Consider the following 11,828-nt stretch of genomic DNA (forward strand, 5'->3'; position numbering starts at 1 on the left):
AATCAATAATACAGTCGTGTGATAAGAAGGCCCCGCTGCGCGGGGCCTGTTTGTTGCTCTCTCAATCCCCCAGTCCCGGCGGGTTAATCTCGGAATGGGCAATCTTCTCGTCGCTCTCCGCCCAGCGATCCAACACCTGCAGATAACTGCCGTTGGCGATGGCGCTGTTGAGCGAAGCCTGCACCGCGTCCACCAGGCCGTTGCCTTTCTTCAGCGTGACGGCGATGTTGGCGGTCTTCGGCCAGCCGCCGGGCACGATGCCCACCAGCCGGGTTTTACCGGTCAGCCGCGCCTGATAAGCGCCGGAGACGTTGGGCCCGAAGGTGGCGTCGGCGCGGCCCGACTGAATGGCCAGCGTGGAGGCGGCCTTATCGGTGACGTACACCGGCTGCAGCGGCGCTAATCCCTTGGCGCGGTTCTCCTTGTCCCAGGCCAGCAGCACCGCTTCCTGATTGGTGCCGGAATCGACGATGATCTTTTTACCGGCGATATCCGGCGCCGTTTTGATCTGGGTGATTTTACTGTCGGACTTGACGTAGAAGCCCAGCGTATCCTGCCGATAGGTGGCGAAATCGAATTTGGTTTTGCGTTCGTTGGTCACGGTGATGTTGTAAACCGCGGCGTCATATTTGCCGGAGGCCACCCCCAGCGGCCAGTCTTCCCACGACGTGGGCACCAGCCTGAGTTTCAACCCCAAACCGTCGGCCACCAGGCGCGCGATGTCCGCCTCGCTGCCGATCACCGTTTTATTGTCGCGGGCGTACAGGCCGAACGGCGGGCCGCTGCCCAGCAGGGAAATGGCCACCGTCAGCGTGCCGGGTTCCACGAACCGGAAGCCGGCGGGGATTTTGGCCACGGCTTCGGCGCTCTTCACCGTGTGGATCGGCGTTTCGTTGGCGACGAGATCCACGCCCGGTGCGGCGGCGGCGGAAAAACTCAGCAGCGCCGCAATCACTATCATCTTTTTGCTATATATCATTATGTTAATTACCTTCATTATTATGGGTGTCACACGGTCGTTGCACTATCTCTAAAGGCTGCAGATCTGTGAACGAACAAAATCAACTAACCAATCTTGGAAAAATCATGAGGCGCCTCTGGCGGCGCTGAATCGATCGAGGATGAACCATGTCGTCGCGTTTCGCTACGTTGGGCCGCATACCGCGCGGCGTGTGGGTATTGGGTGGCGTGAGCCTGCTGATGGACGTTTCCTCGGAAATGATCCATAGCCTGTTGCCGCTGTTTATGGCGACGACGCTCGGCGCCAGCGTGATTGTCATCGGTCTGATCGAAGGGCTGGCGGAGGCGACGGCGTTGATCGTCAAGGTGTTCTCCGGCGTGCTCAGCGATTACCTCGGCAAACGTAAAGGGCTGGCGCTGCTGGGCTATGGGTTGGGCGCCATCAGCAAACCGTTTTTCGCCATCGCGTCGTCGTCCGGCATGGTGATGAGCGCGCGCCTGCTGGATCGCGTGGGCAAAGGCATTCGCGGGGCGCCGCGTGATGCCCTGGTGGCCGACGTGACGCCGCCGGAAATTCGCGGCGCGGCTTTCGGGCTGCGCCAGTCGCTGGATACCGTCGGCGCCTTTTTAGGGCCGCTGCTGGCCGTCGGTCTGATGCTGCTGTGGCACAACGATTTTCGCGCCATCTTCTGGGTGGCGGCGATCCCGGCGGCGCTGGCGATTGCGCTGCTGTTTTTCGGCCTGAAAGAGCCGGCCGCCGCGATAACCCACAAGCGCACCAACCCGATCACTCGCGCCAACCTGCGGCTGCTGGGGCGCAGCTATTGGTGGGTGGTGAGCATCGGCGCGATCTTCACGCTGGCGCGCTTCAGTGAAGCGTTCCTGGTGTTGAAGGCGCAGCAGGGCGGCACGCCGCTGGCGCTGATCCCGCTGGTGATGGTCGCCATGAATCTGGTCTACGCCTGCTCGGCCTATCCGTTCGGAAAACTGTCCGACCGCATGAGCCATGAAGGATTGCTGAAAGCCGGGTTGCTGGTACTGATCGCCGCCGACCTGGTATTGGCGCTGAGCGATCATTGGGGCGGGGTGCTTTTTGGCGTCGCGCTGTGGGGCGTGCACATGGGCATGACCCAGGGGCTATTGGCGGCGATGGTGGCACATACCGCGCCGGCGCACCTGCGCGGCACCGCGTTCGGCATGTTCAATCTGATCAGCGGCGTGGCGCTGCTGCTGGCGAGTCTCGGGGCCGGAACCCTGTGGGAGCTGTTCGGTTCCGCCTCCACCTTCTACGCCGGGGCGCTCATCTGCGTGGTGACGCTTATCGGCATGAAGCTGGCGCCGTTCGGCGAACGGCGGCCGTGAAAGCGGCGGCGCTCAACGCCGCCGCGCGGTTTACGCCGGATGGGCGTCATTCTCGTTGCCGCCAATCGCCAGGTAATCCGTGTAGATTTGCGGCGCGCCGGAGAACGACGCCAGTGTTTTCCACTCGTCGTACATGCGTTCGGTGTCCTGATGCTCGGCCACGAACCTGAGCGCTTGCTCGGTTGAGACGTCGAGCTCCGGATGGAACGCGTTGAGCGACGCCAGACTTTCAATGATCAGCATCACCGCGTATTGGTCCAGCCGGTTGCCGCTCTGGCCCTTCAGCAGGTGAAACTTCCAGCCCGGGTAGTCTTCCACGCGGTGGATGTTGTCGGTAATGAACCGTTCAAACTGCTCGGGCGAGACGCCCGCTTTAAGCGCCAGGTTATGAATGCCGATGACACGCTGAATGCTTTCCTTCCCTGGTTCGCTGCGGTAATTGGGGCCGGGCGGCAATGAACTGCGGCTATTCTCGGCCACCAGACGGTAACAGGTGTAAAGGGTCGGCAGTTCGGCGAAGGTCGCGAAGGTTTTCCACTCCCCAATCAGCGCAGCGGCCTCCGGACGCTGCCGCCAAAAGGCGTGCGCCTCGTCGGTCAGCTCGCCGTTGCCGTCGATATAGCGCGCGTAGGTGGCGGCGTCTTTAGCCTGATAAACCATAAGGTACTGATTTTCACGCTCGCCGCGCAGGCCGCGCAGCAGCGTCCATCGCCAGCCGGGATAGGCCGGGATGGCGACGCCTTTATGGCGAACGAACGCTTCGAAACGATCTGAGGCGACGCCCCGTTTCAGGTTGATTCCCACGTAGTGCAGGGAGAAAACCGGCGTGGTTGATGCATGCATTAAACGATCCTCGCAAGTTAAGTTAGTGAGATGTGTTCGTCACGGCTTTGGCGCTGATGCTGACGAGCAACAGGCACAGCAACGTGCAGCCGAAAGCCAGGGCCAGGCTGGTGTAATTGGCGATAAAACCGATCAGCGCCGGGCCGGTTAATAAGCCGAGATAGCCGACCAGCGTCACGGCCGGAAACGCCTGGCCAGGCGGCACCTGTTTTTGATTGCCGACGGCGTTGAACAGAATGGGAACGATGTTGGCGATGCCCAGGCCGGCGAGCATCAACCCGCCAAAGGCGGCCGATGCCAGAGGGACGGTGACGGTCAACAGCACGCCTGCCGCGGCGCACAGGCTGCCGAGCAGCAGAGTGCGGTAGCGCCCGATTGCGCCGATCAGCCTGTCGCCATACAGCCGCCCGCAGGCCACGGCGACGGCGTACAGCGTGAACCCGATCCCCGCCTGCGATTTGGCCACGCCGCGCTCGGCATGCAGGAATAATGCCGACCAGTCGAGCATCGCCCCCTCGGTCAGGAACACGAAGAAACAGAGCAGGGCGATAAACAGGATCTTGCCGTGGGCCAGCGCCCACCGCGCGCCGCCCCGTCGCCGCTCGCCGATGCCGCCGTGCGCCAGTAAATCGCCGGCGACGATCAGCAGCAGGATCGCGATGAGGAGGGCGATCAGGCCGATGGCCTGGGCCGGGGCGAGGCCCGCCAGCAGCAACAGACTGACGCCGCCGGCGCCGGCAATGCCGCCAAGGCTGTAGAAGCCATGAAAGCCGGACATTTTCGCCTGGCCGCTCTCCCGCTCGACGATTATCGCCTGTGAGTTCATCGCCACATCCATGATGCCGTTGACGGCGCCAAATACCCCCAATGCCGCCCCCATCAACAGCGGAGCATCGAGTAACGCCAACAGCGGCAAGTCGATGCACAGCAAGGCGCCAGCGCCCAGCAACACGGCGCGGCACCCCAGTTTGGCGATCAGATACCCGGCGAAGGGCATGATCGCCATGGAGCCGGCGGCGAGGCAAAACAGCAGCAAACCGAGCGCGCCGTCATCGATGCCCAATCGCGCTTTCACGAAAGGGATCAACGGCGCCCAGGCGGCCATGCCCAACCCGGCGAGGAAGAAGATCGCTCGGGTGGCGATTTGCCGGCGCTGATTCTCTGCGGCCTCGCCGGTTAGCCAAGGCAGCATCATGACGATCGGCTCTGTGCGACGGACAGATAATCGGTATAAATCTGCGGTGAACCGGAAAATGACGCCAGTTGCTTCCACTCTTCATACATTTGCTTGGTGTCGCGATGCGCTTTGGCGAAGGTTGCCGCTTCGGCGGTGGCGATATCGGGCTCCGGATAGAACACGTCCAGCGCCGCCAGGCTGACGATTTCCATCATCACCGCGTACTGATCGAGCCGATTGCCGCGCTCTCCCTTCAGCAAGTGAAACTTCCAGCCCGGATAATCCTCAATGCGATGGTGATTTTCGGCGATAAAGCGTTCGAATTGCGCCGGGGTCACGCCTTCGCGCAGCGCCAGATTGTGGATGCCGATAATGCGCGCCTCGGGCGGTTCGCCCGGCCGTTCCCGGTAGCGCGGGCCGGGCGGCACGTCGCTTTTTCTGTTCTCAGCCAGCAGGCGATAATCGCTGAACAGCGTCGGCAGCAGGCTGTAGGTGCCCAGTTTTCGCCACTCGGCGAGGATTTCCTGCGCGGCGGCATGCCGCCGCCAGAATTCGTGCGCGTGCGCCGTTCGCTGCCCGGTGGCGGTGACGTAACGATCGCGCTGCTCGGCGCTGTCAATCTCGTACAACATCAGGTATTGCCCGACGCGTTCGCCGCGCAGGCCGCGCAGCAACGTCCAGCGCCAGCCGGGATAACAGGGGATATACACGCCTTGTTCGCGCACGAAGGTTTCAAACTGTTGTGGCGTGACGCCGGCTTCGGTATCGATGCCGATGTAATAAAAGCTGAATACCGGTTTGGGATCGGAGACTATCGTCGTCATCTTTCACTCCTGATTGGCGAATGCGGCGGAAAATTGGGTATTGATAATGGCTTCGACCAGCGTGACGCCGATGGGCGTGAGCGTCACGCACGGGCCATCGACAGTGACCAGCGCTTTATCCACCAGGGTTTTCAATGTGCGGCGGATGACCGGGTTAGCAAACAGGCTGTTGCCGTCAAAGCGCCGTTTAAACACCCGATCGTCCACCGGCAGCAAGGTGGAGAGCGCCATTTTGAAGGCGTTCACTTCACGCTGGATCGGGGAGAAACCGCGGCTTTCCTCGATGGGCAGGCGGTCTTGGTTGAGCGCCTCCTTGTACTTCTTGTAACCGGTGATGTTGATGGCTTCGGATCGCGTCGATTTGGAGCTGCCGCCCAAACCGATCGCCACTTCCGGATACTGCTTGTCGAGATCGGTGATGAGCGCTTTCCACTTTTCCGGCTGTTGATCATTGCGGTGAAAGTACATGGTGGGGTGTTCGGTATAGCCGCCATTCAGGTAGTTCTCGACCAGCTCGCGCATTTGGTACTGTTTGCCCAGGCCAGGGAAGCGCAGGTTGTTGATGCTGATCAGCCCCTTTTTCTGCCACAGGCTTTCGCGCTCGCCCGAGACGCCGGTGCGATTTTTAATAAACTCATCCATGTGCAGCTTGGTGCAGACGACGTGCGACAGATTCAGCTCGAGGGTTTTTTCCATGTCGTATTTCACGTCGTCCACGCTTTGGCCCAGCATGCCGTAAATGAGATCCACGCTGACCCAATCAATGCCGAGCGCGCGCGCATGATGAATGGTCTCCACGCACTCTTCGGCCGAGTGCATGCGCCCGCAGGCGGTGATGATGTCGTCATTGAAGGATTGGGTGCCGAAACTGATTTTGCTGAAGCCGAGCTCTTTCAGCAGTGCCAGATAGGCTTTGTTCAGGGTGCCGGGCTCCCCTTCGAAGCGCAGGGTGGCGTTGGTGAAGTTAAAGTGGCTGAAGTAGAAGGCCATCATGCGGCGCAGTTCCGGCTCCGGCAGCAAGGACGGCGTGCCGCCAAAGACGTTGAATTCACCGATTTCCACTTCGGCCAGGCTGGGCACGCGCGCCAGCCACATTTGCGCCTCCTTGATGTTGAAATCGACCAAATCGCGGAATACCGCCTGAGAGGCGGGCGCCTTGGGATTGAGGATCACCGTGGGGTACTGACAAAAATGGCAGCGATAGCGGCAGGTCGGGATATAGGCCCAGAGGTGGATTTTGCCCGCCTGGCGAATGTCGGCCTCCATATCGGCAAAAAACGCGGCCAGCGGGTAATCGACGAGATCGCCGGGGAACACGTGACAGCCGAACGGATCCTTATGGACGTACTCCAGAAAGGCCCGGTTTTCCGGTTGCGCCAGGAACGCGTTCACCCGCGGCGTGGGATAGTTTTCATCGATATCCAGCAATGAGTGCAAGGCTTCGTCGTTCATCAGAAGACCCCTCCGTTGCCGAAATAGTTGTGGGCTTCGCCGGACTCGCGGTCTTCACAGAAGTAATAAACAAAGCGGGTGAAATCCTCGTCTTTGACCGTATCGAAGCAGGCCGGCAATGCGGGCGGGAAGCCGATATCGTCACCGACGGCGCGCCGCATGGCGGCAAACAGCGCATCGCGAAATTCGAGGTAGAGCCGATAGGCGGGGGTTTTGTAGGCATGGATCGGTTTGAAATCGATGAGGCGCATCTCGTGTTTCAGCTCGTGAATGCGGCGGTAGAGGCTGTCGGCCAGCGGGCCGGAGAAGAAATCGCGCACTTCGCTGTTTTCCAACAGCAGATACGGATTGAGCAGCACCGGCAGTAAGATATTCTTTGGCGTGTAGTCCTTGACCGAGTAGTCCCAGGCCAGTTTCGCCTCCGCCGGCGTGGCGTCCGCCAGCGCGGTTTTCTGTCGCTCAACGTCCGGCCGGACGTCCTTCATGATAATGATGCCGTCCTTGCCGTAGGCGATGCCGTTGATCACCTCATCGAGAATGGTGTCCACCCGGCGGCTGTTGATCTCAACGTAAGCATGGCGAGCGTAAACCGGCTTGCCGCCGTAGGCGATGACCTTAATGCCGAAGTCCCAGTCGTCGGACAGGTGTTCGACAAAGCGGCCATGGTTGAGCTGGTAGAAGATTTCGATGCCGCCTACCGCGTCATACAGGCTGCGCTCCACCCCGAACCCTTTGCCGTCGGGGAAGCCGCCGAACAGGGAGAACGAAAATTCGCGCAGACGCAGCGTTTTTTGGATCTCGCGGAACAGGTTAGGGCGGTGCTCAAACTCTGCGGGAGGGTAGTAATAGTTGCAGGTGCCCAGGTCGCCTTGTTGCTCGATCATGGTATTCACCAGCTCGTAAAGCCAAAATGCATCCACGGTGCAATCGGCATCGGCGGAAACGATATAGTGCTTGCGTTTATTTCCCAGCCGGCTGTCGCGGGCTTTAGAACGCAGCGACGCATAGTCCATGCCGCGTTTTCTGGCCGAGGAGACACCCTGCACCGTTTCGGCGATAACATGAATGGCCATAGCCGGATGCCTTTCACTAAACGCGTTTATTTTAGCGACGGAATCATCGGTGGAGTTGTTATCAACGACAATCAGTTCGTAAGTGTCGTGGGTGATTAATTCATTCTTGGTGTGCTGATTGAACAGCGAAAGTAAAACCGCCTCAATACGGTCGCTTTCATTATAAACGGGCAGTACGACAGACACAAAAACAGTATCACGCATAGATCCTCCAAGGGCTAATGAAAGTCCACAGTTAGAAATGGCTTGTCTGAAAATGAAATGTCACGTCATTCGATGATTAGCTGATATTTAAGAACTCCATGACGTTGTTGGATAAAATCCGCTTGCCCAGCGCGTAATTCTTTTCCGCCACGCGCTTCATCTTCTCCTTGTTATTAATGAACCGGTAGACGTCCTGGATGAATTCGTCGTTCGGCGGCCCATCCTGTAACTCGGAGATCGGCATGACGGGCGCTTCAAACCCATGCCGGCCGTAGACTTCGTGATAATATTCGTAGCGAGTGGTGATATAGCAACGGCGGCAACTGATCGCTTCGCCGATAGGATTGCCATAGCTATCATAATCATACGAGGTGAGAAAAGAGACCAGGTCGCAAGAGTGATAGAGGTCCTCTATGCAAAACGCGTCGTTTTCCGAGCGCATATCGACATGAGGAAGCATGCCGACGAATTTGACATAGGGGAGAACATTCAGTTCCTGCGCCAATTTTGCGAGTTGCAGATAACATGACGGATTTTCATATTCATTGCCTGCGATCGCCAAATAGGCGCGTCGCGTGTTGTGGTCGCGGATAAATAAATCGTTCAGCCGGCTGATCAGAATAATATCGCGGTCCAATCTTTTCTGAGGGATGATGCGGGTGGTTCTGGCAATGAGAAGATCATTGTCGCGAATATTCATCTGCTTTCTGACATTCGTTCTTTCGTGACTGTCCGAGAAGTCATAGGTATTTTTCTTTACCTCGACATGGACATCATGATTGCACCAGGCCTCCAGCTTTTGCTTCAGATCGTGATTGAGCGTGACATAGGTAATGTATTTTGAAGGGATAGGTTTGATGGCGTGAGAATAAGGTGGCGGGCCGTATTTGAGCACCTTTTTTTCGCTGTTCCACATCAGGTCATGATCGCGCCAGATGACGAAACGCGTCAGTCGATAACGTCGGCCATAATCTTCGATCGCCAGATACAGCGCTTTGGTATAGATGATGTTTTCCGGCAGCGTGCCGTTTTCCACCACCACATGGCTGATTGCGAGCGCTTCCCATTGGGCGATGAGGCGATCCGCCAGCTGCCGCGCCGTCAACGCGATGGTATGCAACAAAGCGGCTTTTTCTTGCTCGTCAATGGGCGTTTTCTGGCCGATCAACGCCGCGTGCGCGTACTCGAGAAAGGCGGGGTGGTAATCTGGAATCGACGTGATGTCGTCCAGGCGGACCAGCGTAAAGACATCGCGGTAGATGTCATGCTCATGCTGATAGGGTTTATTAAAGTTTCCCTTATCAATCTTGATGTCGTATCCCAAATCAAGATAAGAGCGAAATCCACAGGCTTGCAGTCGTTTGGCAATCTTCATTGCTTCCACCGTGATCCCCGAGACCGAGACGGCATCGAACGAAATGAACATTGCATTCTTCTCTTGCCTTTCGTGCATCGCAGTACCTCCTGCTATTATTTGTAGTGCATTGATTTAAATTAACTATTTCTTAACAAGTCTCCGGTAACGTTCCCAATTGAGTGGAAAAAGAATCGTTTTGACGCTCTGGAATACACTCAAATCTGACAGAACGGAAGCTTAACCGTTCAAAAATGTAAAGATACGTTTATGCTTTGTGAGGGCTCTCACAAATATTCCGGTGCGGGAGGCGTGAAACAAGCAGAGGAAAAGAGGGGGGATCAAGCCCCCCGAATGTGGGGCATGCGATGCCGATTTAACGATTCGCCGTGCCGCCTTCGGCAGGCTGAAGTATCGCCTGCAGCAGCGTCGGCACCTGCTGGGATCCCACCGCCGGGCTGAACAAAAACCCCTGGCCGATATGGAAACCGGCTTCGCACAGCGTTTGGCGCTGCTGCTCGGTTTCCACGCCTTCGGCGATGATATCGATCGACAGCTTTTGACCGAGAATGCCGATGCTTTCCACGATCGCCAGGATCGCCGGTTCGGTGTTCATGCGTTGAATGAAGTCGCAGTCCAGCTTAATGCAGTCCAGCGGGTAGTCCATGATATGGCTGAACGAGGAGTGGCCGGTGCCGAAGTCGTCCAGCGCGATACGGATACCCATCTCTTTGAGCATGTGCAGCGCGCGCAGTACGTATTTCGAACCGTGCTTGTTGAACGCGTGTTCGGTCACTTCCAGTTCGATCAGGTGGTGGGGAATGTGGAACTTCAGCAGGCGTTGCAGGAAGGTTTCGGCGTAGTTGTCGCGTAAAAACTCGATCGGCGACACGTTCAGCGAAACGGGCCGCACCGCCACGCCGGCCGCGCGCCAGCGGGCGATATCGGCGAAGACTTTCAGCTGCATGGCTTCGCTGATTTTGGTCGCCAGTTCATAGTCGTTGAAGGCCTCGCTGACCGTCGCCGGCAGCTGTATGCCGTTTTGCGGGCAATGCCAGCGCAGCAGCGCTTCGAAGCCGACGATGCTGCCGTCGGCGAGGCTGACCTTCGGCTGGTAGTTGGGGCGAATGCAATTATCGCGCACGATCTGGCGCGCGTAGTTGAGCTGACTGGCGCGGGCGCGGGCTTTGTCCATCATCTTGCTGTCGAACATGTAGACGCCGCCGCGGCCGCCTTCTTTCAGTTCATACAGCGCGGTATCGGCGCACTTCATCAGCTCTGACGCATCGCGGGCATCTTTGGGATAGATGGCGCCACCGATGCTCATGCCGCAATGCAACGTCTTGCCGCCGTGGGTGATCGGCGTCTCCAGCTGCAGCAGAAACTTGTTGGCGATGCGGAAAATATCCTGCTCGTTTTCAACGTCGCTGATCACGACGGCGAACTCGTCGCCGCCGAGGCGAGAGACGAACGAATGGGTATTCATGCAGGCGCTCAGCCTTTTGCCCAGTACCCGCAGCAGATGATCGCCCGCCGCGTGGCCCAGCGTATCGTTCACCAGTTTGAAATGGTCAAGATCCAGCAGCATCAGCCCGAGCGACTTGTTGCCATGCAGGGCGCGCTTCATCTCTTGCTTCAGCTTTTTCTTGAAGAGGCGCCGGTTGGGCAGGCCGGTCAGTTCGTCATACTCGCTGGCAAGCAGCAGGCGTTGCTCCATCACGCGCTGCGACGTCACATCCCGTGAGACGCACAAGATCTCGGCCACGGCCCCGTGCTCATCGCTGACGGGAGAGAGGATGTTGTCCCAATGCTGTTTTTTGCCCTGCGGCGTCACGCTCAATCCCGCGAAGCGCGCATTCTTACCGGCTTTGACGCTGCGCAACGCTTTGCTGCCGCGGCGGCGAACTTCGGGCGACAACAGCCCCAGCCAGGGCATGCCAAACTCTTTTTGCGCCGGATCGAGGCCGAGCGCCAGGCTGCCGGAGCGGTTCATGTGGCGCAGCGTGCCGTCGCGATTGATCACTTTGATGCAGTCAACGCTGGCGTCCAGCATGTCTTGCTGGATAGAGAGCGCCTGAACGTTTTGCTGGCGTTGCAGCATTTGCGGATGGATGTCGGTAGCGGTGAGGTACCAGCTGGGCTCCAGCGCCTTGCCGTCCTGGCGGGCGTTAAACGCCAGCATAAACCACCGGTAGGCGCCGCTGCGCTCGCGCAGACGGGCTTCGCCGGCGAACGAGGAGAGGGCAACGATGGCCTGGCGCCATTGCGCGGCCAGGCGTTCGCGATCGTCAGGGTGCAGGGCCTCGAGCCAGTCTGCGGCGCCGTGCTCACCGGCGATTGCGCCGGTATAGTCGCGCCACTGCTTGTTGAAGTAACCGCCAAGGCGGTTGCCGAAGCAGATCAGACCCGGCAAGTCGTCTACGATTTCGCTGTAGAGGTCGATCGGATTTTTGTTATTGGTCTGCTCGGGCAACAGGCTCATGCGGTATTTCCTCGGAAAATTACCCATATTCTTGCTCTATAGCAGAGCCTCTTTCAATATAGTCTTGCCAATGAAAATGGGAATAGCCAGCGGGCGC

At 58.5% G+C, this 11,828-nt stretch carries 9 protein-coding genes; 1 reads left to right on the forward strand and 8 read right to left on the reverse strand.

Annotated features, from left to right (window positions below; genetic code table 11):
• Nucleotides 1-61: 61 nt before the first annotated feature.
• The gene (locus ACJ8IP_RS03530; protein WP_089191740.1) at nucleotides 62-979 is read right to left on the reverse strand and encodes an ABC transporter substrate-binding protein; all 918 of its coding nucleotides are present in this window, start codon (nucleotides 977-979) and stop codon (nucleotides 62-64) included.
• Nucleotides 980-1,128: 149 nt separating this feature from the next.
• On the opposite strand from ACJ8IP_RS03530, the gene ACJ8IP_RS03535 reads away from it, so the two are divergent.
• A complete protein-coding gene (locus ACJ8IP_RS03535; protein ID WP_072627657.1) occupies nucleotides 1,129-2,322 on the forward strand; it encodes an MFS transporter in 1,194 nt (397 codons plus the stop codon).
• Nucleotides 2,323-2,352: 30 nt separating this feature from the next.
• On the opposite strand, the gene ACJ8IP_RS03540 is transcribed toward ACJ8IP_RS03535, so the two are convergent.
• From ACJ8IP_RS03540 to ACJ8IP_RS03570, 7 genes are all read right to left on the reverse strand, one after another.
• On the reverse strand, nucleotides 2,353-3,165 hold the full coding sequence (locus ACJ8IP_RS03540; protein ID WP_273974300.1) for a hypothetical protein: 813 nt from the start codon (nucleotides 3,163-3,165) through the stop codon (nucleotides 2,353-2,355).
• 22 nt (nucleotides 3,166-3,187) lie between these two features.
• Entirely contained in the window at nucleotides 3,188-4,360 is a 1,173-nt protein-coding gene (locus tag ACJ8IP_RS03545; protein WP_197781752.1) for an MFS transporter, read from the reverse strand.
• Entirely contained in the window at nucleotides 4,357-5,166 is an 810-nt protein-coding gene (locus ACJ8IP_RS03550; RefSeq protein ID WP_273974299.1) for a hypothetical protein, read from the reverse strand. The genes ACJ8IP_RS03545 and ACJ8IP_RS03550 overlap by 4 nt, the downstream gene beginning before the upstream one ends.
• Nucleotides 5,167-5,169: 3 nt before the next feature.
• Nucleotides 5,170-6,618 carry a radical SAM protein gene (locus ACJ8IP_RS03555; protein ID WP_033643048.1) on the reverse strand — a complete coding sequence of 483 codons (1,449 nt, stop codon included), beginning with the start codon at nucleotides 6,616-6,618 and terminating at the stop codon, nucleotides 5,170-5,172.
• Nucleotides 6,618-7,895: a glycosyltransferase family 2 protein gene (locus tag ACJ8IP_RS03560; protein ID WP_033650419.1), complete on the reverse strand. Its 1,278-nt coding sequence runs from the start codon at nucleotides 7,893-7,895 to the stop codon at nucleotides 6,618-6,620. Before ACJ8IP_RS03560 ends, ACJ8IP_RS03555 begins: the two co-directional genes overlap by 1 nt.
• A 76-nt stretch (nucleotides 7,896-7,971) precedes the next feature.
• Nucleotides 7,972-9,348 (reverse strand): glycosyl transferase family 2, encoded by a 1,377-nt coding sequence (locus ACJ8IP_RS03565; protein WP_096242236.1) that lies wholly within the window; start codon nucleotides 9,346-9,348, stop codon nucleotides 7,972-7,974.
• A gap of 277 nt (nucleotides 9,349-9,625) precedes the next feature.
• The gene (locus tag ACJ8IP_RS03570) at nucleotides 9,626-11,731 is read right to left on the reverse strand and encodes a putative bifunctional diguanylate cyclase/phosphodiesterase (protein ID WP_033650416.1); all 2,106 of its coding nucleotides are present in this window, start codon (nucleotides 11,729-11,731) and stop codon (nucleotides 9,626-9,628) included.
• Nucleotides 11,732-11,828: the final 97 nt, after the last annotated feature.

Source organism: Serratia sp. CY52157 (assembly GCF_052168495.1).
GTDB lineage: Bacteria > Pseudomonadota > Gammaproteobacteria > Enterobacterales > Enterobacteriaceae > Serratia > Serratia ureilytica.

Coding starts and splice junctions, on each gene's coding strand:
- ACJ8IP_RS03555 (WP_033643048.1), bottom strand. CDS start 6,618: ATGAACGACGAAGCCTTGCACTCATTGCTGGATATCGATGAAAACTAT.
- ACJ8IP_RS03570 (WP_033650416.1), bottom strand. CDS start 11,731: ATGAGCCTGTTGCCCGAGCAGACCAATAACAAAAATCCGATCGACCTC.
- ACJ8IP_RS03565 (WP_096242236.1), bottom strand. CDS start 9,348: ATGCACGAAAGGCAAGAGAAGAATGCAATGTTCATTTCGTTCGATGCC.
- ACJ8IP_RS03535 (WP_072627657.1), top strand. CDS start 1,129: ATGTCGTCGCGTTTCGCTACGTTGGGCCGCATACCGCGCGGCGTGTGG.
- ACJ8IP_RS03550 (WP_273974299.1), bottom strand. CDS start 5,166: ATGACGACGATAGTCTCCGATCCCAAACCGGTATTCAGCTTTTATTAC.
- ACJ8IP_RS03530 (WP_089191740.1), bottom strand. CDS start 979: ATGATATATAGCAAAAAGATGATAGTGATTGCGGCGCTGCTGAGTTTT.
- ACJ8IP_RS03545 (WP_197781752.1), bottom strand. CDS start 4,360: ATGATGCTGCCTTGGCTAACCGGCGAGGCCGCAGAGAATCAGCGCCGG.
- ACJ8IP_RS03560 (WP_033650419.1), bottom strand. CDS start 7,895: ATGCGTGATACTGTTTTTGTGTCTGTCGTACTGCCCGTTTATAATGAA.
- ACJ8IP_RS03540 (WP_273974300.1), bottom strand. CDS start 3,165: ATGCATGCATCAACCACGCCGGTTTTCTCCCTGCACTACGTGGGAATC.